The organism is Dyadobacter frigoris, assembly GCF_005280585.1.
GTDB lineage: Bacteria > Bacteroidota > Bacteroidia > Cytophagales > Spirosomataceae > Dyadobacter > Dyadobacter frigoris.
The window spans coordinates 739,204-761,689 of sequence record NZ_SZVO01000001.1 but is presented as its reverse complement, the minus strand read 5'-3'; the positions used below and the strand labels follow the sequence as shown (position 1 = coordinate 761,689).

Below are 22,486 nucleotides of genomic sequence, written 5' to 3'. Positions count from 1 at the left end.
AAATTTGCTCCGTAGGAGAATCCTGATTTATAGAAACGATAATTTCGCAATAAATACTGACTCCGTAGAAGTCGCCTGGTTTCAAGAAGAATACAGGCGACTACTACGGAGTCTTTAAAATAAATATTCCAGGATTTTTCTATAAACAGGATGCTCATAAGGAGCGAAACTCCTCAACATTGAAAACACAATTAATATCTTCAATTAATTTTAATATTTATAAGAATAAAAATGTTTTACATTCATCCTTATAAATTAAGATAACGCATCCTGCCCGAAGCACTACTAAAAACATAAAGTATCATGCCCTTAACTAAATCCTTACTTTCACTCTTTCTATCATTTGAAATTATCCTGTTGGCTTCCGGCTTTTCATTCGCGCAAATTGATAAAAATGCAACCCCGGCAACAAAAAATCTTTATTCAGGTCTTAAAAGAAGCGCAGCCAAGGGCGTAATTCTTGGCCAGCAGGATGCACTCGCTTATGGTTTGAATGCAGATAAAAGTCGCTGGATTGGCGATGAAGGACGATCTGATGTGAAAACAGTTTCAGGAGAACATCCGGCATTAATTGGTTATGATCTGGGACACATCGAACTGGATAGCGTCAACAATCTTGATGGTGTTCCTTTTGAAAGAATAAGAGAAGACATCAGAAAAAACTACGAACGCGGCGGAGTCAATACCATTAGCTGGCATCCAAACAATCCGCTTGACTTTTCAAAAACAGCCTGGGACAAAGAAGAATTTACGATCAGGAAAATTTTATCTGACCAAACAAACAAAAAGAATTTTGAGAAAACACTGGACAAACTGGCCACTTTCTTTCTAAATCTGAAAGATTCCAAAGGCGACGTAATTCCCGTAATTTTCCGTCCTTATCATGAACATACCGGAAGCTGGTTCTGGTGGGGCGCCGATCATTGCACACCGGAAGAATACAAACAATTCTGGAAGTTCACGATTGATTATCTTCAAAAAACAAAAAAAGTTCATAGTCTGCTGACCGCTTATTCCACTGATAATTTTAAAAATAAAGAACATTACCTCGAACGTTATCCGGGTGATAATTTTGTCGATATTTTAGGTTTTGATACCTACCACAGAAACCCTCCGGCGAGCGACTCTGCTTTTATTGCCAATGCCAAAAGAATGACGGGAACAATCCGCGATCTGGGCAAAACCAACGGAAAACCTTTCGCTATTACCGAAACCGGACTGGAACAATTAACCGAACCAACCTGGTGGACCCATATTCTTCAGCCAATTCTTGAAAACTCAGGATTGAGTTATGTACTCGTTTGGCGCAACGGCCGCCCGGATCATTACTACGCACCTTTTGAAGGAAATGACACGGCAGAAGATTTTAAAAAATTACAGCAATCGGGGAATATTCTACTGGAGAAAAAAGTCGCCAGTGAAAATCTATATGGCAAACCGGCCCGGAAATAATCAGCGCTTATTTTAACCCTTTCATAAATGAAAATTCAACTCGTCGATTTCCTGGTTATAATTGCCTATTTAGTGCTGGTAACCGTCATAGGGCTCGTACTCAAAAAACAAGCAGAGCGCAGTAAAAACGATTATTTGCTCGGGGGAAAATCAATGCCTTACTGGATGTTGGGCGTTTCCAATGCTTCTGGTATGTTTGATATTTCCGGAACGGCCTGGATGGTGGCGATCATGTTTGTTTATGGGGTAAAAAGTATCTGGCTTCCCTGGCTCTGGCCGGTTTTCAACCAGATTTTCCTGATGGTTTATCTGTCAGTCTGGCTTCGCAGATCCAATGTTTCTACAGGTGCAGAATGGATGCTGACACGATTTGGCAATAAAGCCGATGCACAGCTTTCTCACAAAATTATCATTGCTTTTGCCCTGTTGAGCTGCCTTGGCTTTATGGCTTACGGATTTATCGGCTTAGGTAAATTTATTGAAATTTTCATTCCCTGGCCGTTGGTTCAGCATTACGTACCGTTCACGCTGGCACCGGAATATGTAGCGCATACCTATGGCATTATTTTCACTTTATTCACTGTTTTTTATTCCCTTTTGGGTGGGATGAAAAGTATTGTCTGGGCCGATCTGATCCATTATGTGATCATGGTCTTCGTATCTTTCGCGATTGCTATTATTGCGATGAACGCTCTGGCTGCGCATGGAAGTTTGCCTGTTCCAAATGGCTGGACGGATCTGTTTTTCGGAAAAGATTTAAATCTGGATTGGACTGGTTATATTGATGAAGTAAATGATAAAATTTCGGCTGACGGTTTTTCTCCTTTTGGCTATTTCTTTGCTTTGATGACTGCCAAAGGAATTCTTTCAAGTCTGGCCGGCCCCGCGCCTAACTATGATATGCAGAAAATCCTTTCAACAAAATCACCCAGGGAGGCGGCACTGATGAGCATGATCGTGAACGTGGTTTTACTGCCAACACGTTATTTGCTCATTATAGGGATTGCAATTTTAGGTTTACTTTATTACAAAGACATTAATATCGCATCGCCCAACGGGCAGGATTTTGAGCGCATTCTACCCGCTGTATTAAATGCTTATATTCCTTCAGGACTTCTGGGTTTAGTTTTAGTTGGTTTGATGGGCGCATTTATGGGAACCTTCGCCGGAACTTTCAATGCTGCGCAGGCTTATATGGTGAATGATATTTATCTAAAATCCTTCAATCCCAATGCTACCAACAAGCAAATTACCAAAATGAATTATCTGACCGGGATCGTGGTCGTTGCCATTAGTATTTCCCTTGGGTTTTTCGCCAAAGACGTCAATAGTATTTTGCAATGGATCGTATCTGCTTTATACGGCGGATACATCGCAGCTAATGTTTTGAAATGGCATTGGTGGAGATTTAACAGCAACGGTTTTTTCTGGGGAATGTTCGCTGGAATATTATCTGCTATGATTTTACCCTACATTTTTACGGAAACCGTCCCGCTTTATTATTTCCCGATCATTCTGGTTTTATCAGCCCTGGGTTCTGTTGTTGGCTCACTGATGACACCGGCTACCGATACCGAAGTTTTGAAAAAGTTTTACAAAAATGTAACACCTTGGGGCTTTTGGGGGCCAATTCATGATGAAGTGATGAAGGATGATCCAGCTTTCAGCCCAAATAAAAATTTCAAAATGGATATGTTCAATGTCGTTATTGGCACTATCGGACAAACTTCCATAACGGCCCTGCCCGTTTTCGTAGTTTTGATGATGCCGCTCCAAACAGGAATTACGGCCGCAGTACTTGCAGTTTGCGTTGTAATATTATGGAAAACCTGGTATGAAAAGTTACCCACAGCAAACAATTAAGAAATAACAATTTGTTGATCAATATAAAATATTAGAAAATCATGTCAGTTTTTAAAACACGCCTAACACAATTACAGGAAGAACACATCGCATTGATTGAACGCAAAAATCAAGCTTCATGGCCTGGAAACGGAATTTACGATCGTTATACACATCCGGTTTTGACAGCCGCGCACGCTCCCATTTTCTGGGAATATGATTTAAATCCGGATACCAATCCGTTTCTGATGAAACGTTTTGAGATTAACGCAGCTTTTAATGCAGGCGCAATCAAACATGACGGAAAATATCTGGTCGTTGCAAGAGTTGAAGGCTCGGACCGGAAATCATTTTTCGCGGTTGCCGAAAGTCCAAATGGCGTGGACAATTTCAAATTCTGGGATCATCCGGTCGTGATGCCTGAAACAAATGAGCCAGATGGAAATGTCTATGACATGCGCCTTACCAAACATGAAGACGGATTTATCTACGGACTTTTTTGTACCGAACGTAAAGACCCAAACGCAAAACCGGGAGACGAATCATCGGCCATTGCCCAATGCGGAATTGCAAGAACAACGGATTTAAAAACCTGGATTCGTTTGTCCGACCTGGTAACACCTTCGCCACAACAGCGGAATGTGGTTTTACATCCGGAATTTGTAAACGGGAAATATGCTTTTTACACCCGTCCGCAGGATGGATTTATTGAAGCAGGTTCCGGAGGCGGAATTGGTTTTGGTTATTCTGAAACAATTGACAATGCTGTTGTTGAAAAAGAATATATTGTTGACCAGAAACATTATCACACGGTTTACGAAGTAAAAAACGGCCAGGGACCGGCGCCGATCAAAACCGAAAAAGGATGGTTACACCTTGCTCATGGTGTTAGAAATACCGCCGCTGGGTTACGTTATGTTCTTTATATGTTCCTTACCGATCTCCATGATCTGACCAAAGTAACCTACAAACCTGGTGGCTATTTCATCGCTCCTGAGGGCGAAGAAAGAATTGGCGACGTCTCCAATGTAACTTTTTCAAACGGCTGGATTCTGGATGATGACGGAACGGTTTTTATTTATTATGCCTCTTCGGATACGCGTTTGCATGTAGCAACTTCTTCCCTCGAAAAATTGCTGGATTATGTAACAAACACGCCGCCAGACGGATTCCGTTCGGCACTTTCGGTTGAAGTTTTAACAGGTTTGATCAATAAAAATCTAACTCACGCGGGTCACTCGGTTGAAATATAATGTTAGAAAAACTGACACAATTTAAATCTGAAATCGGAAGCGAACTGCACTCGATTCTGGATTTTTGGGTAAACAATTCCATCGACATTCAACAAGGCGGTTTTGTTGGAAAAATCGATAACGATGGAAATGTTCATCCCGATGCAGAAAAAGGCTGCGTACTGAATGCACGTATCCTCTGGACTTTTTCTGCGGCTTTCAACAAATTCCAAAATCCGGTTCATTATTCACTGGCAGAGCGCGCTTACAATTACATTCAAAACCACTTCCGCGATCGGGAAAATGGCGGTGTATACTGGTCGGTTGATGCGTCCGGGAAACCGCTTAATACCAGAAAACAGATCTACGGATTAGCTTTCACAATTTACGGGCTGAGTGAATTTTATCAAAATAATAAAAAACAGGAAGTCCTGGATTTTACGATTGAGCTTTTTGAATTAATTGAAAAACACAGTTATGATCATGAAAATGGCGGTTACCGGGAAGCTTTCAGAGCAGACTGGCAACCGATGGAAGATTTACGGTTAAGTGAAAAAGATCGTAACGATCCAAAAACGATGAACACGCATTTACATATTATTGAAGCATATGTAAATCTTTATCGCGTTTGGCCCGAAAAACGAGTGGCTGACCGGATAAAACATTTGCTCGAAATATTCGAAAAACACATCATTGATCCCGACAGTTTTCACTTGCAATTGTTTTTCAGTGATGCATGGAAAAGTCAGTCCAAAGCGATTTCCTACGGACATGATATCGAGGCAACCTGGCTTTTACAGGAAGCTGCCGAGATTCTGGATGACGAATTTTTGTTAGATAAATGGAAGGAAATTGCGATTAAAATGTCGGATGCCGCCGCAAAAGGCTTTATGCCTGACGGTAGTTTAATTCACGAATATGATCTTTCCACACATCATCCGGACACGCATCGTGAATGGTGGGTTTCAGCGGAAGGTATGGTTGGTTATTTGAATGCATACCAGATCAGTGACGACGAAAGTTACCTGAAAAAAGTATTTGACCTTTGGTCATTTATCCAAAAACACTTGCTCGACAAGAAAAACGGAGAATGGTTTTGGGGTGTTTACGACGATTATTCCAAAATGAATGAAGATAAAATTGGTTTCTGGAAATGCCCTTATCATAATGCAAGGGCATGTATGGAGATTTTGAGAAGGATTATTTAACGCCAACACCAATTGCAAATCGGTGTTGGCGTTACCAGCAACCCGAATTACTTCAATCTGTAAGCCACAATTAAGTAGTTTCTTTTTATAGTAGATTGAAAATTCTTGTAGACAGACATGCCGTTACTGTTTTCGTGACGAAGTTCAAAAGAAAATCTTTTGTAAGCCCCACCTATCCCGGCCAGTAATCCCTGTTCGTATTTTCGGGTATCTCCAATGAATGTTCTTTCCCTAATGGCGACGCCGTTTGATATCCCGATGTTGAAAAACAGAGAAAATTCACCAACAGGGATTTTATAGCGGAACATATTTTTCAAATTTACATAGCTGTAATCCAGTATAACATCTTGCGGATAGTAATTCTGCGCACTATGTACTTTCGCAGTGTAGGAATTGTAGATCAGTTCGTTGTAAATAGAAAATCTCTTCCTCGTTCTTGGTATCACAAAATTCAAAAATCCTCCGGCAGTCAGATTATTGGAAGCCGAATAATCAACATCCGTAATCCCACCCAAATAACCTTTAAAGTCAGGTTTTGTTCTTGTTAAGCCGACCAGCACACCGGCCTCAACAATGATTTTTTCCTGCACGTAGGAAATCTCAGACTCCTCCGATGAACATTTTGAATAATAGGTTTTAAACAAGGACTCTATGTCACTCGGCGAATATCGCAGGTTTGCGAAGGACTTGTTAAGCGAGGGACAATCCTGAAAAAAAGCTTTCAGCTGATTTTTATATCGATTCCTGCTGATAATACCGGATTTGCTTCCGTCTTCTACCCGGTAACGATAGTTATCCAGCAGTTCAAAATGATCAGGCCCGTTTCCTATATAAATCTGCTCCTTACTCTCCGCATCTTTAAGATAATAAAATCTCTTGGACCCAGAATATTCCACGAGTAAAAATGCTGTAATTTTCGTAATAACAGCTATATTGGAATAAGATAAACTTTCATCACCGCTCGGACTGGCATCTCTATCCACGGTCGCTTTGATATAATTCTCTCCATGCACCTGAAAGCCTGAAATGTCATCCGTTCCATAGGTTGTCACGACGTCAGCTTCTAAAATGGTCTTAAAATTAATCTTTTCGGGATTTTTTGACCAGTTTTTATAATCAATGAATCCTCTTAAAGTATCCCGTTGATTGATAATGACAAAACCCGATTCATAATTTTTCTGTGCAGACACACTTTGAAAAAGAGTTAAAAAAAGTAAAAAGGAGGTCGCAAAAATTTGACGATTCATTGATTTGAATAGAGGTTGGTTTGAGTAAACCGCTAAGATATCAATTTCCCGAAATATTGTAACCGTCGGTTGATTGTCGTTGACTCTATAAAGCTTAATTTTTTCAGCTCTTACTACGACAAAAATCTGATCTGGGCTAACAATTATGCTTTCTTCAAAATATCGTTTTTTTAATTGATCGGGGTTATTGCTTAACACTAAATTGCTACATTTTCTTGGCAAGACTAAGTCAAGCATTACAAACGCCGAACTATGCAACACCGATTGTTAATTGGTGTTAACGGATTTTTTTGTTGATGCAAGTTTAAGATTCCACTGTATTATTCCCTGATAGAGATAATTTTACATTCTAATCAAAAATATTCAACGTATAGCCTAAAAAGTAGCTAAAATCTATTTATATCACAATACTACAATTCCGGTTACAAATACCTGTCAGACACACCATTACAATGTCAGCAAATTGACTAAAATTTCATTTTCACGCTGAAATTTTCTTCCAGAACCCCAAAAACCTCATTATTTGTACCAGTTCCGGTTACAGCTCCTGATCTTCTTTTCAAACTGTCTCAAATTGCAGTTCAATTATTTGATAATCAAAATATTAGATGGGATAAAAATTGTAATTTGATTCTAAAAAATCAGCTTTTAATCAGCCCCATTTTCCTGATAAGTCAAAAAATGTGTTATTTTCTGATAAAATAAGATTATGCTTAGCCACTTTTAAAATAGTACATTTGAAATAATTATTTTGATTATACCCATAGAAAAATACAATTTTATTCCTATCTGTATAATTATTTTAATTTTTAGTAAAAAGTCCAGTTAACCTATTTTAAAACCTACAAAAGTGGTATGCGAAAAATTGTACTAATCCCAGTGTTATTCCTCCTCTCTTTACTAGTCACCGTGGGCTTTGCTCAGGAAATGACAGTAACAGGGAAAGTGAGCGAGGATGGAGGAAGTGAAATTGCAGGTGTCAACGTGGTCCTTAAAGGAACCAACCGCGGTACGACAACAAATGACAAAGGAGAATTCAGTATTTTGGCTGAAAAAGGAAAAGTTTTGACTTTTAGTTACATCGGTTACAACTCAAAGGATGTTACAGTTAATGCATCTGTTTTGAATGTTGCCCTGGTAGTGGAAGCAACGGCTTTGAACGAGGTAGTGGTAACAGCCCTTGGTATCAAAAAAGAGAAAAAAGCACTTGGATATTCTGTTTCCGAGATAAAAGGAGAAGAACTTCAGCAGGCTCGTTCAACCAACATCGCCAACTCACTTGTTGGTAAAGTTGCGGGTTTGAACATCACCAGTACTGCAACCGGCCCGGGCGGATCTACCCGTATCACATTGCGTGGTAACGGTTCGATTGACGGTAATAACCAGCCATTGATCATTATTGATGGCATTCCTATTGACAACAGCAACCTTGGTGCTGCCGGTATGTGGGGCGGTGGTGACCGTGGAGATGGTATTTCAAGTTTGAACCCATCGGAAATTGAAACAATGAGCGTTTTGAAAGGTGCTACTGCGGCAGCACTTTACGGTTCACGTGCTTCTAACGGTGCGATTCTGGTAACGACAAAAGGTGGAAAAATCGGAAAAGGATTGGGTGTTGAGATTAATTCCAACATCACAATGGATAACCTTTTGATCACAAAATGGAAAGATTTTCAATACGAATATGGTTTGGGAAAAAATGGAGTTGCACCGACAACACAAACAGAAGCTATGTCTTCATATAGCTTTGGTGCCAAACTTGACGGATCAAGTGTTATTCAGTACGATGGTGTTAAAAGACCCTATTCTGCTGTAAAAGATAACCTTACCAAGTTTTACAATACGGGTAGTACTTTCAACAATTCTGTGGCTTTGACTGGTGCAACAGAAAAAATGACCTATCGCTTGTCTTTGGCTAATATGAACAATAAAGGCCTTATCCCTGATAATACACTGGACAGACAAAATTATGCCTTAAACGTTAATGCTAACCTGAGCAAAAATTTCACAATTCTTGCCAACATTAAATACGTAAAAGAGAAAAACCATAACCGTCCGAAAGTATCTGATTCTCCGGGCAATGCAAACTATACTCTGATCAACATGCCGACTTCGTTGAGCGTGGCGACGATGAAACAAAGTATGCTTGACAGCAAAGGTTACGAGCAGGTTTGGGGTGATAATATTTATGTTGACAACGCTTATTACGCAGCAACACAATTTAAACAGGATGATAATAAGGATAGATTTATGGCTTCTTTCGAGCCGAGATATAACCTGACAGACTGGCTTTATGTAAAAGCGCGTGTAGGTTTTGACAAATATTTCTACAATTATACTGCAATTTCGCCAACAGGTGTTCCGTATCAGCTACTTGGAGGATATGACAAAAACATTCAGAATTTCTCAGAAGTTAACTCTGAATTATTACTGGGTTTGAACAGAAAACTGTCGAGTAACTTCAACCTGAATGCACTTGTAGCAGGTAACTTGATGAAACAAGTTCGGAGACAAGATTATATCAGCGGATCAAGTTTCAATATTCCGTTCTTTTACGATATAAAAAATATCAGCCCTGCCGCGAGAGACGCTACTTACAATTACCTCGAAAAAAGAATTAATTCGGTGTACGGTTCGGCTGAATTATCTTACAAAAACTATGCATACCTGACCGTAACTGGCCGTAATGACTGGTTTTCAACTTTGAACCCTCAAAACAACAGCTTATTCTACCCATCGGTAGCCGGTAGCTTTGTTTTGTCGGAAGCGATTAAAATGCCTTCGATTATCAACTTTGCAAAATTCAGAGGTTCATGGGCAAAAGCAGGTGGTGACACAGACCCATATCGCTTGTCTTTGTATTATTCACTTTCAGGTGCGCATATTGGGTTTCCAGGATCAGTTGGATCTCCTTTAGCGCAGATAAATGGAAGTGTGGTTCCTAATGCATTCCTGAAACCACTTACTACTAAAACGTATGAATTCGGTATTGAAACGCGGATGTTTAACAACAAACTGGGTGTTGATGCAACTTTTTATAACCGTCATACATACAATGATATCGTTTCGGCATCTATCTCAGGAACATCAGGCTTCACAGGAGCACTTTTGAACCTGGGTGAAATTTCCAATAAAGGTGTTGAATTATTGCTGAATTATGATCTGGTCAAAGGTTCCAAATTTACATGGGATGTGTCTTACAACTTAGGTTACAACAAAAGTTTGGTCGTTTATCTTGCTGACAATCTTCCAAATATTACGGTTGATAATCCTCGTTCTCAAACTGCTTACGTATTCCAGGAAGTGGGCAAGCCATTCAGTTTATTAAAGGCTAACTCATTTGTAAGAGATGGCAAAGGAAATGTTGTTTTCAATGATCAGGGATTACCTCAGACAGGCACCTTACAATCATATGGAACAGGTATTTCTCCACTGACTATGGGCATCACTAACTCGTTCAGATACAAAGGTGTTGGACTTTCTGTCTTGATCGATGGTAGATTCGGCGGCCACATATATTCTGGTACAAATGCATTGGCAACACGTTACGGACTTACAAAAGAAACTTTGGTAGGACGTGAATTACCGGGTGTTGTAGGAAAAGGCGTAAATAGCAAAGGTGAACCTAATACGGTACCCGTTCCTGCTACACAGTACTATGAGTACCTTTATACTTTCGGAGAACCTTTCATTTACAGTTCTAACTTTATCAAGCTTCGTCAGGTAATCATTGATTATTCAATCCCGGCAAGAGTATTTGGGAAATCTCCTTTCAAAGGAATTTCTATCTCGCTTGTAGGAAGAAACCTTGCGATTCTGATGAAGAAAACGCCGAATATCGATCCGGAATCTACTTACGGAAATGGTAACGCACAAGGTTATGAATTCGCTGGTGTACCTACTACCCGCAGTATTGGTGTCAACCTTAATTTGAAATTCTAATTTATCATACCTGACGGTAAATAAATTATCAAACATATTAATGAAACTTCTTATGATACGTAAAATAGCAGTTATGTTAGCCCTGACTTTTTCGATGGGCGCTTGTACCAAGGATTTTGAGAAAATCAACGTAAACCCAACCGCCCCATCTACTGTACCTTTGGATTACCTTTTTGGACAGGCACAATTACAGATTTCAGGTTCTGCTGGCGACCCCGGTTACAAAGTATGGAGAGCCAACTTTATTTATTCTGCAATGATGGTCCAACAAATGGCGTCGGTGGATGATTATTATGCGGGTGATAAGTATACTTATAACGCTGATAACAGCGGCGCATATTTTGCCGACTCTTATGTCAACTCTGTCAAAAATCTTGCAGATATTATTTCGCAAGCTTCCAAGGATCCTGCCAATGTAAATATTCTTTCAATGGCGAGAATATTACGTGTTGAGCAAATGCACATTATCACAGATCTATACGGTGACATTCCTTATTCCGAAGCTGGACAAGCATTTATCAGCCAGATTTACAAACCTAAATACGATACGCAACAAACAATTTATGCTGATATGGTTAAAGAGCTTTCAGAAGCAGGCCCAGCATTGAGTACTACGGCTTATATACCTACCGATGCTGATTTCGTTTATAATGGAAATATTGGACAATGGAAAAAGTTTGCTAACTCTCTAATGCTTCGTCTGGCAATGCGTATGCAAAAAGCAGATCCTGCCGCCGCTCAGACATATGCAAAAAAAGCTTTTGATGGAGGTTTAATGGCGTCAAATGATGATTCGTTTATGTTCCATCATTCAGGTGGATCAACTGCAAGCAGGAATCCTAATTCATACAACCTGGGTTTGGGGAGAGGGCTTGTTAAGGGAGATAACCTTCAATGGTCCAAAACACTTATTGATATGATGAAAGTAAGAAAAGACCCACGTCTTGGAATCATTTCTCAATTAGCAAGCGGCGACAGAGTTCCTGCGGATCAAAAAGGTCTTCCTAACGGATTGGACAAAAGTAGCGGACCGAATGGATTAGCCACTGTAACAGGTGACGGAAATATTAAAAATTATTCACGTCCTACGGATTTGATGTATGATGATGCTGATCCAAACGTATTACTAACCTTTGCAGAAACAAAGTTCCTAACAGCTGAAGCCATCGAAAGAGGATGGATAACTGGTTCAGCAAAAGATGCTTTTGAAGCCGGACAAAAAGCTGCCGTTACTCAGTTGGTTGTTTACGACGCAACAGCGGTTGTTTCTGATCCTGCGGCTTATGTTACAGCGAATCCATATCCTGCATCCGGAAGTCTGGCTGATAAAATGACGCAGATCCATAATGAAATATTCATTCTGACTGCCTCAACTTTCAACCATTACGAAGGATGGGCAAACTGGCGCAGAACCGGAATTCCGGCATTGAAAGCAACGAATTATCCTGGCAACCAGACTGGCGGTGTTATTCCACGCCGTTTGATTTTGCCGATTAATGAAAAAGCGGTTAACGAAACCAACTATAACGATGCCGTATCACGCATTGGCGGCGACACGTTCCTTGGCCGTATGTGGTGGGATAAACAATAAGTATTTTCACTTATCAAAAAGATGCTCCAAAACTTTTGGAGCATCTTTTTGCTTTTTATCCTAATTTTGAACTTCTACCGGATCTTAACCAAACTTATCAAATATGCTTGATGTATTTCCAGCTTCGACCGACAAAGCTGTTGTTTTTGAAAACGTTCAGAAGTTCATTGACGAACAAGGTTTTTCAGTTGTAGCCAAAGACCATTCCCGTCCCTGGGGAGGTTTTTTTGTACTTGACGAAAGTCAGGCACCTCAGTTTATCAAAACTTTTTTCCCGCATCTTTCATTGGAAGATTTCGCGGGTTATGACAAATTGAGCCCTAAAATATTAGTTGTTGCACCTGAAAAACGTTTATCGTGGCAATACCACCACCGCCGTGCCGAAATATGGAAAGTAATCGGAGGAAATGCCGGTATCGTAATCAGTGATACGGATGAAGAAACGGAAATGAAACAATTGCCAATCGGAACGGTGATCAGCCTTAACCAGGGCGAGCGTCACAGACTCATCGGCGTTGACGAATGGGGCGTAGTTGCTGAAATCTGGCAGCATACCGATCCTTCGAACCCTTCGGATGAAGATGATATCGTTCGTGTTCAGGACGACTTTGGAAGATAGTTCAGCGTATAATATTGACAAGTGCCATGGTTATATTTCATCCATGGCACTTCTTTTTTATACAATGAGCTAAGCGGGATTTTACTTCCTCGTTGATTCATTATATTTATTATCTCAAAAAAGAAAAACAAATACTAACCGACCAGCCATGAAATTCGGAAAAATTGATAACCCGGAAGTAGTTGATTTCGTACTTCCACCCGACCATAAAGACAACAAGCTCGTTTTAGAAAAATCAAAAAAAGGGAAACCGAATATATACATTGGCTGTGCCAAATGGAATAAATCGGATTTGAAAAACTTTTATCCGAAAGGTACAAAGGACGAATTGGCATATTATTCGACACAATTCAACAGCATTGAATTGAATGCCACTTTCTATAATAATTTCCCGCTTGAAACCATTGACAGCTGGCATACCAAAACGCCGGAAGGATTTCGCTTTTTCCCAAAACTTCATCAGGGAATAAGTCATTGGAAAAGGCTCAAAGATGCCGAACAGCCAACAAGCGTTTATCTCGACCACATTTCTCATCTGGAAGAAAAACTGGGAATGTTATTTTTACAAATGCCGGATAATTTCGGGCCTAAAAACTGGGAAGTATTAAGAGATTATCTGGAAGTATGGCCTTCGGGATTTCCATTGGCTCTCGAATTAAGACATTCCGGCTGGTATGACGGATCCTGGGACAGCAACGAATTATACGCGCAGCTTGAAAAGAAAAACATTACACATATCATTACCGATACTGCTGGCCGGCGTGATATTATGCACATGCGGTTAACAACGCCTACGGCATTTATCCGTTACAATGGAGCCAATGTGGATTCGGATTACAGCCGTCTGGACGACTGGATGGACCGTTTGAAACTTTGGGCTGATCAGGGCATCGAAAATATTTATTTCTTCGTGCACCAAAATCATGAAGAGGCTTCTCCCCTTTTATCTGCCTATCTGATTGAGAAAGTAAATAAAGAATTTGAGACTGATATTAAAATTCCGCACAATCCGAACGCCTCAAAACAAATCGGATTGTTCTGATAATTGGCTTATTCTTGCCACGAATGCACTAATTTTCACAAATGTGTTTTGGTTTACGTGTTCGTGGTATTTTTATAATTCAAAAGCTGTGCCTTGCTCTGGATAAATAATTTCTAATCCCAATGCATTATTGCTACCAAGCTGGCCTTTGATAATTACTTCGTTCTGGCCGGTTGGTTTGATGTGCGTGATGATTAACTTTAAATCTTTCATATTTTCCTTTCCGGCCAACATCGCCAGCTTATCCATTTCCTTCATAATCCAGTTTGGCGTTAAGTGACCAAACAGTTTGTTATCGGGCTGTTCATTTGGATAGGAAACTTCCAAAAAAATTCCTGTTAATGTTTTTGCTCTAATTAAAGGAGCAACAGCTTCCCATACTTTTTGCAGCCTGGTTGATTTTTCGACTTCATCCGGACCGGTATCACCAAAATATAAAGCATGTTTTCCATTATTCTGAATTAAAAAAGCCGCGCTTTCATAAGGACTGCCATGACTTAACGAAAAAGCCTTCACAGTCATTTCCGTATTTTCAAGCGTCATTTCCTGACCTTCTGATAATGGTTTGTAAGTATATTTTTTCAAAGGAGTAACACCTTCGCTTCCAAAATTTGGCCAGCTTTCCCAGTTGAAATAATGGTTTTTTATGACATCAAGACATTTTGGAAGCGCATAAATACTTTTCGCAGTATCCTCAGGCGCGTTTGTGATCATGCCTGAAACGTGATCCAGATGAGCATGAGAAATGAGAAAACCTTTAATAAAACTTCTTGAAACCTGATCTGCCGTTGCTGCAAAAACACCGTTGGCAACAGCCACTTCAACTCCTTGCCGAACCGTTCCGGCATCCAGACAAACATAGTCCTTGGAGTTAATTGGGGCAATCATGTAAGCCGAAAGGTTTCCTTCCGCTCCTCCACCTTTTACGCCCAGCGGTACCACATTAAAAGCCGATTGCGCCTGACTAACGGAAACAAAAATCAGGTATAAAATGGAGGTTGAAATCAGGTTACAAATCCGTTGTCTCATGATGATTTGGATTAAGAGGTATCGTAAAAATAAAATCCTTCACCCTAAAAGTACGGATGAAGGATTTATATTATTGTTTATTTAAAATTCAATTCAACAATCTGATAACTAAAAGTCGAATTTGAATTACTAAAATGCTACAGTATATCGTACGGAAACGGCGCGACCGGGTAAATTATAACCCCGTTTTTCGTAATAATTTTCGTCTGTCAAATTATTTACTTTCAATGCCAATGTGTGTTTCTGAGCGATTTTGAAAGCGGCTGTGAAATCCAGAACCATGTATTTTGGATAATCGATTACCGGATTAATTGGATCAGTGTAGTCAATATCCGTACGTGTTCCAATCGAACGACCCGACAAACGCAGGCGTAACCATTTCAAATTATCATATTCCAGACCATAATTGATCGTATTTTTCGCCACATTCTGGATGTCGCGCGTAACTTTTGATTCGTCCGTTCCAACGATATCTTCCGTTGCTTTGAACATGGAAGTTGCCTTCACAAAAGCTTTCAGCGAATATCTGTAATTTGATAATGCACCAAAATCATACGTCACTTCCGTTTCCAAACCATTGATTTCCGCATTGGCCGCGTTGACAAAAGTCGCACGGGAAACGATCACATCTTTGTTAGCAAGGGGCTCATTAACCGTTCTGATCACCTTCGTAATCCGGTTCGTTACCTTTGTTGAGAAATAAGTAACGTTTGCAGAAAGTCCGGTTTTCGGTTTATTAAAACTCAATCCTAAATCCCAGCTCACGCTACTTTCATTTTTCAAATCAGGATTTCCGGCAGTCACAGCAATTCTTCCTTTTGAATCACGCACTTCATTATATCCGGCCACACTGTAAGCATCCGTGGTCACGAAAGCACGGCCGATTGTTCCTTTCACACGCAAAGCCGGAACAAGTTCATAACTTATTCCAAGACTTGGGCTCGTAAACGGATTCGTTTTTTTACCCGATTTATAGGTTGGTAAAAGAGCCGTTTCCTTCACATCAAAAGTAATATTATCATAACGAACACCCGGCTGAACAGTCAGGCCACCGAAATTCAACATCGCCTGAGCGAAAAAGGCAGAAGAAATTAATGCATAAGCAGGCTGCGTCGGTGCACGTTCTGTGGTATCATTCGTCCAACGCCGACTTTGTGTTGAAGAATTTAAATAATCATATCCAACAATTAAGGAGTGCTTACCGATTGACCAAACATCTTTTACCTGGATACCTTTCCAATTATTCCCTAACTCAGCCGAACGGAAAGGCACAACAGGTTTGCCGGATACATTGAGTGTATAGTTTTTAGTATTTTCTTCCGAAGTAAACACTTTCAGACTCGGACTATGGTTCCCAATTTTTCCGGTCAGCGATACATCAAACGCAGCACGATCCACATCTTTGGTACTTGCCTCGGTAGATCCGGAAGAAATTTCTCCCGGAGATTCAACGCCTTTTGCCTGAAATTTATCACCACGAATATCAACTCTCCAATTGTCATTCAACTGATATCCCAATCTCAATGCACCTGAGAAATAATGTAGTTTGGTGTAAGGTCTTGTTGCACCGTCTGTCTTAGTTTCGTCAACGTCCTGCGCAGGTTGAGTCGTGTAATTTTTTCGAACCGTATTATAATCAAAAGCATCACGGAACAAATTCCATTTCCCGATCTTGTAATTTTTTGATCTTTCAAAATAAGAAAATGACATATCGTAATCCAGTTTTTTCGTCAAATTACCGCCTGCATTTAGTCCGGCCTGGTATGACTGAAAGCTACCATATTCCAGAAAACCATTTCCTTTTGTATCTCCTTTTGATCGTTGGGTAATGATGTTGATAACACCACCCATCGCCTGAGAACCATACAAAGAAGAAGCCGGGCCTTTTAAAACTTCAATTCTTTCAACACCATTCAGATTGATTTGAGACAAATTGGTTGCTCCCGCGGCACGGCCATCAATAAGCAACAATGTCCGCTGATTCAATCCCGAAAACTGGGGACGAAAACCACGGATACCAATGCCAGACGAAAGGTTTGGATACTGAATAACATCCACCGCAGCCGTTTTCCGTACAATATCCGTCAGGTCATTTGAAGGCGTCATTTCAATATCCTGACGTGTGATAATATTCAGTTTTTGAGGAATTTTTTCTTTCCGGGTTTCATAACGCGTTGCCGTAACAACGACAGGATTCAAAATATTTTCTCTTGTAGAATCTGATAAAACCACTTCCTGTGCCTGCGCAGAGAAAGTGGCGGTCATGGCGAATAGACCTGCAAACGTGAGTTGATGAATGGTAGATTGGTAAAAATTGAAATTCATTGGGTATGGATATATAAATGGATTGCGATTTTAAGCGAAAAGAAAGAAGACTTGTTGAAAATTCATTACCCTTCAAAAGCTCCGTATAGTGTGATAAGTCCGATAACGATTGAAAAAGTACCGACTACATAATTGATCATTTTCAAAACTGAATCCCGTTTCTCGGCAAATTTGTTAATAGAAAAAGCGAAGAAATAACCGTAAGCCGACATGGAGAAGATGATCCCGAAGCTTTGAAGAATGATAATCCAGACAGCGGTATAAGCATCGCTTGCAGCAAGGGTTAATGCAACTGCGCAAGCACCACCCGTTCCGGCAAGGCCATGCACCATACCAACCCAAAATGATCTGCTAAATTTTTGTTCAACTATCGGTTGTGCTTTAAAATTCGGCTTCCTGAAATTCCGGCGAAAAGCAACAATTCCAAGCCAGATCATCAAAGGCCCAATTACCAGTTCGACCTTTTCAGAAATATTCAGAGAGATTGTTGATTTCAATATCAAAACTAGACAAGCAAAGAGAATTAGCGTCAATGAATGCCCAAGCGCCCAGTGCGACGACCGCCAGATTAGCTTCAAACGATCCTTTGGCTTTTGATTTTTTTCCGTGGCCAAAACAGAAACTGCCGCCATATGGTCCGGCTCAAAAGAATGTTGAACACCTAGAAGAAGAGAGTCGACCAATAAATAATTTATCATTTTCTTTTCACATAAGTTGTAGAAAAATCCCGTCTCAGACATAAACGGGCAACTTTATGGAAAATGCAATACGAAGCAACCTGGCAACAAAACAACGCTGCCAAACCAGTAACTTCACGCCCTTTTTCCCGAAAGCATTCCGAATATGATGTTATATGGCAGGTCTTCTGGCTCGTTCAATCAAACAACGCCTTCCCGGTCCAATGCTGAATTTTGAATGAGTGAATGATAGAATGGTGGAAAAACTGAGATCTGGCTCACTCCATCATTCACTCATTCACCAATTCTATCATTCAACATTATTCCCCCAGTGGCAAAAATGTTGTGACTTTTTAGTGAACTTACAGCAGCGGGTACTACTCCGGATTTTCACCGGATTCCCTTTTAAGTGCTCGGCAAATTTTGCTTCACACACCACTTAACGGCTGCAAACTTACTATTAAATTTATTAGGTGATTAAATTATTTTGCTTCTACTTTAAAATCAGACCATACTGACAAACCCGATTCTTGATGTATTTTTGCCTTAGACTATCACTAACGCCATTCGCCGACTCCTATGAAGCACAGATTTATTTACCTGCTCTTATTTTTATTTCCGCTTCTCTCTGAGGCCCAAAATGCAGCGATGCCAGACACGGGCTGGGTTAGGAAAAACTATCAAAAAACAGAACAATTCATTGAAATGCGGGATGGCGTGAAGTTATATACTGCCATTTACACGCCTCGTGATAACGACGAAAAATATCCGATCCTGATGCAAAGGACGCCCTATTCCTGTCGCCCTTATGGTGTAAATAACTACCGTCCACGTATCGGACCGAATGGTGTTCTGATGAAAGAAAAATACATTTTTGTTTACCAGGATGCACGGGGACGTTATAAAAGCGAAGGAAACTTTAGGGAAATGACACCCGCTATTGATAATAAAAAAACGAAACAGGATGTCGATGAATCCAGCGATACCTATGACACGATTGAATGGCTTTTGAAAAATACGGCTTCCAATGGCAAAGTTGGGATTTATGGAATTTCCTTTCCAGGATATTATTCCTCGGCGGCATTGCCTGATGCTCACCCGGCTTTGAAAGCTGTTTCGCCGCAAGCACCGATGTCAGATGAATTTTTGGGAGACGACTGCAACCACAACGGAGCATTTTTCCTGATGGATAATTTCGGTTTTTACAGCCATTTTGATGGTCCGAAAAGTGAAAACGGAGAAAGTTATAAACCGTTTTTCAATGCAGATTTCAGTGATGCTTATCAATATTTCCTGGATTTCGGTCCGTTGAAAAAGACAAATACGAATACCTTTTTCTCAGATCCAAATAGTGTTTGGCGGCAAGTTACTTCCCACGATACTTACGACGAATTCTGGCAATCCAGAAATATCAAAAAGCATTTGAATAATATCAAACCTGCGGTGATGGTTGTTGGCGGATGGTTTGATGCGGAAGATCTGTACGGTGCTTTAAAAACCTATTCTGCAATTGAAAAACAATCTCCGAACAATAATACGAGATTGGTTATGGGTCCGTGGACGCACGGCGGCTGGGCTTCACCAAGTTGGAAATCGTTTGCAGATTATCAGTTTGGCGCTGATTTAAACCAATATTATCAAAATGAAATCGAAACCAGGTTTTTCAATTTTTATTTGAAAGATAAAGGTGAATTTAACCAGGCAGAAGCGACCGTTTTTGAAACGGGTTCTAATCAGTGGAAAAATTATGATGTCTGGCCCCCGAAAAACAGTCAGCCGGAAACATTCTATTTTCACCCGAAAGGAAAACTTTCTTCGGATAAACCCAAAACTGCAAAAGCAGTTACCGAATACACAAGCGATCCTGCCAAACCTGTTCCTTATACCAACGAAATCAGCGGCGACAGAAATAATAAATACATGGCCGAAGATCAGCGTTTTGCTTCGCGCCGCCCGGATGTGATCTATTTTCAAACGGATTCTTTAACCTCTGATCTGACTTTGACAGGCGAAATAACAGCAAATCTTTTTGTATCAATCACCGGAACAGATGCTGATTTTGTGGTAAAAGTAATTGATGTCTGGCCGGATAGTTTGCCCGCACAAGTACAACGCGGACAACCTAAACCATTGGATATGAGCGGTTATCAACAAATGGTGCGTGCAGAAGTCTTCCGTGGAAAATTCCGTAACAGTTTTTCAAAACCGGAACCGTTTGTAAAGGATAAGGTTGAAAAAGTATCTTTCAAACTAAATGAAGTGGCGCATACATTCAAAAAGGGTCACCGCGTGATGGTACAAATCCAAAGCAGCTGGTTCCCCCTGGTTGATCGTAACCCACAAAAATTTATTAACATATTCGAAGCCAACGAATCCGATTTCCAATCCGCCAAAATCACCGTCCACCACGACCTAAAAAACAGCAGCAACGTAATATTGCCCGTCCTAAAATAGGTATTGGATAGGTTACACAGAGATTCACAGAGTTAAAAAGAGGGGGCACAGAGTTTTTCTTTTTCTCCAATAAAACCTCTCTGTATCTTCTATTTACTATGTGTACCTCTCCTTTTCTCCGTGGCCCTCTGTGTAACCAAAAAACATGCAAAGTTCTCATTTTCTCATTTCAGCTCCTTCCAGTAATTCCGGTAAGACCACCCTTACCCTCGGCCTTTTGCGGGCTTTGAAAAATCGAGGATTGAGTGTGCAGCCATTCAAATGCGGGCCGGATTATATTGATACACAACACCATACAACCGCATCAGGAAATCCGGGAATAAATATGGATACTTTCATGGCTTCCGAAGCGCATGTCCGGGATATTTATGAACAGTATTCTGAGACGGCTGATGTTTCGGTGACAGAAGGTGTTATGGGACTTTTTGATGGTGCTGATAAAATGAAGGGAAGCAGCGCGGCGATTGCGGAGTTACTGGATATTCCGGTGATTCTGGTAATCAATGCTAAGTCGATGGCGTATTCCGCGGCGCCTTTGCTTTATGGTTTCAAAAATTTCTATAATAAAATTCGTGTCGTTGGCGCGATTTTCAACTTTGTCAGCACCGCTTCGCATTACCGGTTTTTACAGGAAGCTTGTGAAGAAGTTGGTATTGAAGCACTTGGTTATTTACCAAAAAATGAAGCATTATCGATTCCGTCACGACATTTAGGATTACATATTTCTGCCGAAACAGATTATGAAATTATTATCGAAAAACTGGCCGAAGAAATCCCAAAAACGATAAATATTGATCGGTTACTGGAAATTTCAACAAGAGAAATTCTTCCCAAAACAGAATCAATAGCCGTATCTAAAAATCCTGTTTTAGCTAAAAAATATAAAATAGCTATCGCCCGGGATGAGGCTTTCACTTTTACTTATCATCAAAATATTGAAGTACTTTCTTCTTTCGGCGAGGTTACGTTTTTTAGTCCAATGCATGATAAGATACTTCCTGAAACGGATTTCTTATACCTGCCTGGCGGTTATCCTGAATTGTTTGGGAAAGTCTTACGCGCAAATAAATCAATGCTTGAAAGTATTCAATCGTATTGTTTTAAGGGCGGATTGACTTTTGCGGAGTGTGGAGGTTTGATGTATTTGGGGAATGAAATTATTACTTCCGAAGGTATCAATTTCCGAATGACCGGGATTCTGGATTGCACAACTTCCATGGAAAATTCGAAATTGACATTAGGATACCGGATAGTTCAATGGAATAATTTGGAAATGAAAGGACATGAATTTCATTATTCCCGGTTTGTGAAAAATACTTTGCGTGCTGAATCTGTCATTATTAAAAATGCTAAAGGAATTGAGGTGGAAACACAGCTTTTCCGAAAACTGAATACGTTTGCTTCTTATGTGCATTTGTATTGGGGAGAAAATCGTAGCTTCATTGAATACTTATTGGAAAATTTCACGCAAAGCAGGTAAGAAAAAAAAGCAAAGCACGCTAAGATTTCCCTTTGCGGACTTAGCGTTTTATCGGCGCGGCGTCCGCTTTTTTGCTTTGCGTGAAAAATCACACACATCTAAACTTAAAAATGAATAAAGACGACACACTCCTATGTTTACAAAATTAATTCAGTCGAAGGATAAAAGTTAAATTTGTAAGATAAAGTGATAAAAAGATGAGAGTAGATGACACACTCAATAACTCATGAAGTATATTGTTCCATAGAAATTGCCTCATCTTTTTTTATCTTTTCGAGTCTGAACAGAATGTAAGGAATTGAGTATAACTCAATATTCAGAATATCCAACCAGGAGACAAGACTGT

Annotated in this window: 14 protein-coding genes and 1 riboswitch; of the genes, 10 read left to right on the top strand and 4 right to left on the bottom strand. The window is 40.2% G+C overall.

All coding sequences use genetic code 11. The features are described 5' to 3' along the window. Positions 1–303 precede the first annotated feature (303 nt). The 4 genes from FDK13_RS03450 to FDK13_RS03435 are packed head-to-tail and all read left to right on the top strand — an operon-like array spanning position 304 to position 5,734. Positions 304–1,452: a glycoside hydrolase family 26 protein gene (locus FDK13_RS03450; protein WP_137338569.1), complete on the top strand. Its 1,149-nt coding sequence runs from the start codon at positions 304–306 to the stop codon at positions 1,450–1,452. Between the two features lie 27 nt (positions 1,453–1,479). Then, positions 1,480–3,315: a sodium:solute symporter family protein gene (locus FDK13_RS03445; protein ID WP_137338568.1), complete on the top strand. Its 1,836-nt coding sequence runs from the start codon at positions 1,480–1,482 to the stop codon at positions 3,313–3,315. 41 nt (positions 3,316–3,356) lie between these two features. Next, positions 3,357–4,547, top strand: a complete 1,191-nt coding sequence (locus FDK13_RS03440) for a glycoside hydrolase family 130 protein (protein ID WP_137338567.1) — start codon at positions 3,357–3,359, stop codon at positions 4,545–4,547. Beyond that, positions 4,547–5,734: an AGE family epimerase/isomerase gene (locus FDK13_RS03435; RefSeq protein ID WP_137338566.1), complete on the top strand. Its 1,188-nt coding sequence runs from the start codon at positions 4,547–4,549 to the stop codon at positions 5,732–5,734. Before FDK13_RS03440 ends, FDK13_RS03435 begins: the two co-directional genes overlap by 1 nt. 47 nt (positions 5,735–5,781) lie before the next feature. Here FDK13_RS03435 and FDK13_RS03430 read toward each other — a convergent pair whose 3' ends face one another. Then, positions 5,782–6,981 carry a porin family protein gene (locus tag FDK13_RS03430; protein WP_137338565.1) on the bottom strand — a complete coding sequence of 400 codons (1,200 nt, stop codon included), beginning with the start codon at positions 6,979–6,981 and terminating at the stop codon, positions 5,782–5,784. An 855-nt stretch (positions 6,982–7,836) separates the two neighbouring features. Between FDK13_RS03430 and FDK13_RS03425 the strand changes: the two genes are divergently transcribed. From FDK13_RS03425 to FDK13_RS03410, 4 genes are all read left to right on the top strand, one after another. After that, positions 7,837–10,923, top strand: coding sequence for a SusC/RagA family TonB-linked outer membrane protein (locus tag FDK13_RS03425; protein WP_137338564.1), 3,087 nt, complete (start codon positions 7,837–7,839; stop codon positions 10,921–10,923). Positions 10,924–10,975: 52 nt separating this feature from the next. Continuing rightward, positions 10,976–12,514, top strand: a complete 1,539-nt coding sequence (locus tag FDK13_RS03420) for a SusD/RagB family nutrient-binding outer membrane lipoprotein (protein ID WP_137338563.1) — start codon at positions 10,976–10,978, stop codon at positions 12,512–12,514. Between the two features lie 103 nt (positions 12,515–12,617). Beyond that, positions 12,618–13,133: a cupin domain-containing protein gene (locus FDK13_RS03415; RefSeq protein ID WP_137338562.1), complete on the top strand. Its 516-nt coding sequence runs from the start codon at positions 12,618–12,620 to the stop codon at positions 13,131–13,133. A 148-nt stretch (positions 13,134–13,281) separates the two neighbouring features. Further along, positions 13,282–14,175, top strand: coding sequence for a DUF72 domain-containing protein (locus FDK13_RS03410; protein WP_137338561.1), 894 nt, complete (start codon positions 13,282–13,284; stop codon positions 14,173–14,175). A 72-nt stretch (positions 14,176–14,247) separates the two neighbouring features. Here FDK13_RS03410 and FDK13_RS03405 read toward each other — a convergent pair whose 3' ends face one another. The 3 genes from FDK13_RS03405 to FDK13_RS03395 all read right to left on the bottom strand — a co-directional run bounded on the left by FDK13_RS03405 (position 14,248) and on the right by FDK13_RS03395 (position 18,227). Further along, the gene (locus FDK13_RS03405) at positions 14,248–15,204 is read right to left on the bottom strand and encodes an MBL fold metallo-hydrolase (protein ID WP_137338560.1); all 957 of its coding nucleotides are present in this window, start codon (positions 15,202–15,204) and stop codon (positions 14,248–14,250) included. Positions 15,205–15,333: 129 nt separating this feature from the next. Further along, positions 15,334–17,529 (bottom strand): TonB-dependent receptor plug domain-containing protein, encoded by a 2,196-nt coding sequence (locus FDK13_RS03400; RefSeq protein WP_137338559.1) that lies wholly within the window; start codon positions 17,527–17,529, stop codon positions 15,334–15,336. A 65-nt stretch (positions 17,530–17,594) separates the two neighbouring features. Further along, complete coding sequence (locus FDK13_RS03395) at positions 17,595–18,227, bottom strand: cytochrome c biogenesis protein CcdA (protein WP_137338665.1); 633 nt, start codon at positions 18,225–18,227, stop codon at positions 17,595–17,597. A gap of 140 nt (positions 18,228–18,367) precedes the next feature. Next, a riboswitch (cobalamin riboswitch) is annotated at positions 18,368–18,661 on the bottom strand. 124 nt (positions 18,662–18,785) lie between these two features. On the opposite strand from FDK13_RS03395, the gene FDK13_RS03390 reads away from it, so the two are divergent. Further along, positions 18,786–20,660 (top strand): CocE/NonD family hydrolase, encoded by a 1,875-nt coding sequence (locus tag FDK13_RS03390; RefSeq protein WP_137338558.1) that lies wholly within the window; start codon positions 18,786–18,788, stop codon positions 20,658–20,660. A 145-nt stretch (positions 20,661–20,805) separates the two neighbouring features. After that, entirely contained in the window at positions 20,806–22,140 is a 1,335-nt protein-coding gene (locus FDK13_RS03385) for a cobyrinic acid a,c-diamide synthase CobB (protein WP_137338557.1), read from the top strand. The last annotated feature ends 346 nt before the right edge of the window (positions 22,141–22,486 follow it).